The organism is Chamaesiphon sp. OTE_75_metabat_556, from assembly GCF_031378165.1.
Taxonomy (GTDB): Bacteria; Cyanobacteriota; Cyanobacteriia; order Cyanobacteriales; family Chamaesiphonaceae; genus Chamaesiphon.
The window spans coordinates 1-2251 of record NZ_JANNDR010000397.1 but is presented as its reverse complement, the minus strand read 5'-3'; the positions used below and the strand labels follow the sequence as shown (position 1 = coordinate 2251).

6 protein-coding genes are annotated in these 2251 nt (G+C 41.3%); all 6 read left to right on the top strand.

Annotated elements, in window-relative coordinates:
- On the top strand, window positions 1-515 hold a 515-nt coding region (locus tag RMO27_RS16085), incomplete at its 5' end, for a transposase (protein WP_309734310.1).
- Between the two features lie 123 nt (window positions 516-638).
- Entirely contained in the window at window positions 639-875 is a 237-nt protein-coding gene (locus tag RMO27_RS16080; RefSeq protein ID WP_309734308.1) for a hypothetical protein, read from the top strand.
- The gene (locus RMO27_RS16075; RefSeq protein ID WP_309734306.1) at window positions 876-1316 is read left to right on the top strand and encodes a type II toxin-antitoxin system VapC family toxin; all 441 of its coding nucleotides are present in this window, start codon (window positions 876-878) and stop codon (window positions 1314-1316) included.
- A gap of 170 nt (window positions 1317-1486) precedes the next feature.
- A complete protein-coding gene (locus RMO27_RS16070; protein ID WP_309734304.1) occupies window positions 1487-1708 on the top strand; it encodes a hypothetical protein in 222 nt (73 codons plus the stop codon).
- Entirely contained in the window at window positions 1686-1943 is a 258-nt protein-coding gene (locus tag RMO27_RS16065) for a hypothetical protein (protein ID WP_309734302.1), read from the top strand. The genes RMO27_RS16070 and RMO27_RS16065 overlap by 23 nt, the downstream gene beginning before the upstream one ends.
- A gap of 68 nt (window positions 1944-2011) precedes the next feature.
- Window positions 2012-2251 (top strand): hypothetical protein (locus RMO27_RS16060; RefSeq protein ID WP_309734300.1); only part of this gene is annotated, 240 nt, incomplete at its 3' end.

The following is a 2251-nucleotide window of genomic DNA, read 5'->3' as shown; positions in this document are numbered from 1 at the left end:
CGATCCGGCTGAAAGGTTACGATTATTCAGCCGATGGAGCATATTTTATAACCATTTGTGTCCGTCATCGTGAATGTCTGTTGGGTGAAATTCATGATGGACAGATGATTCTAAATCAGTATGGTTCGATCGTTAGAGATGTTTGGGAAGATTTACCAGATCGAGTGTCAGACATAAATCTCGATGAATATGTCATTATGCCAAATCATTTTCATGCAATCATATTAATTAACAAATCCCCAGAGTCAACAGAAATTCACAAATATTTAGATGTCGATGATATCAAGGCGCGTCGGAAAATGATTTTACCAAAAGTTGTCGGCAGATGTAAAATGTTAGCAGCTAAGGCAATTAATCAGAGCCGTGAAATTGAAGGATCGTTCTGGCAACGTAATTATTATGAACGTGTGATTCGGAGCGAAGAAGATTGTCAGATTGTTCGACAATACATCATCAATAATCCCATGCAATGGGAAATGGATGAGCATTATATCGATCGAGCGTATTCAGAATAAATAAAGTAGGGGTAATTCACGAATTACCCCTACCTTTATTTATTCGATCGTTGCAGGGCTATTGGTTCAGATCGATCGAATGTTGGATATAATAGTGCTAGAGCTAGAAAGGATGAATAAATCATGCCAGAGCAACTAGAAGAACGGCTGACATTATTAGAAGCTGAAGTCGATCGACTAAAACGTAAAATCGATCTAAATGCAGCCGATTTACCTTGGTGGGAAAAAATAGCTGGAACCTTCGCTGAAAATCCTGCTTATGATGAAGCAATGAAATTGGGGCGTGAGTATCGAGAAGGCGATTCCGCAAAGCGGAGGCTACGCCAACGGACAACTGCTGTCGATGCAATAGACGAATAAATGTATATATTAGATACAGATCATCTTAGCGTTTTAGAGCGTAAAGGAGCTAATGCACAACCTCTTTTGCAGCGAATGAGGGCGATCGATCCAGCTCAAATTTCGACAACCATCATTAGCTATGAAGAACAAATGCGAGGATGGTTGAGCTATATCGCTAAAGCGCAAACCGAGGATAAGCAAGTTGAAGCTTACAAACAGCTCAAGAATCAACTGATGAATTATTGTGCTATTCCAGTGATTGAATTTGATTTGAATGCGGTTAGAGAGTTCAATCGCCTCAGAAAGATATATCCAAGGCTCGGCAAAATGGATTTGAAAATTGCAGCGATAACTATTGTCAATCGCTCTATCTTACTAACAAGAAACTCACTTGATTTTGGACAAATAGCAGGGTTGTCAATTGAAGATTGGACGACTCCCATAGCGAATAGGTATTGATAATCGATTAGGCTTTTTCTATGATAGGCGATGGGTGTTAGTTCGTTGGCGGTAGCGGAGCGTTTGCCCTGCAATAGCCTCCGCTTTGCTCCAGTCGATCTGTTTTTATTCGATCTGTTTTATCGGTGGCTTGATATAATAGACGTAGCGACTAAAGTAGAGTATCTGATATGAGTACTAGATTAGAAGTTCAGTCAGCGATCGAGCAATTACCCAAAGGCGAAATTCGCGATCTGTCAAAGTGGCTGCAAGAATATCTCGATGAAGAGTGGGATCTTCAGATTGAATCAGACTTTGGAGCGGGGAAACTCGATCGTCTAATTGCCAAAGCAGAGTCAGATATTGCCAATAATAACGTAAGAAATCTAGATGAAGTCCTCGACAACCTCTGACTTTTGGCAAGCCTATAAAGAATTGTCACCAGCCATGAAAAGACGGGCAAAGAAAGCTTACAAACTGTGGCAAGAAAATTCACTGCATCCCTCCTTGCATTTTAAGAAGGTTGGTAAAAAACTTTGGTCTGTTCGGATTAGTGGTGGATGTCGCGCCTTAGCATTGAAAGAAGGTGACGATTATTATTGGATTTGGATTGGCGAACATAACGAATACGAGCAATTTTTGAACTAATTAGTTTTTGCCTAACAATTCTAACGATTCCCTAGCGTGACGCTCCGCGAACGAATTGTCGATCGATTATGCCCAATTATTCAATCGATATTGATACTCGTTCGCGTAGCGTGTCAACGGCGATCGATCTGATTTATGATTCAGGGATGTTACGCGATGGGTGTTGGTGGATTCGTTGGCGTAGCCTCTGCGAAGGCAGACGCTGTGCGAACGGCTTTGCCGAATCTTTGTTTGGATTCGATCGATTAGGTTTTGACTACACTACGCGAATGGGAGTTAGTAGGATCGATCGTCAACCAACTTCAGTT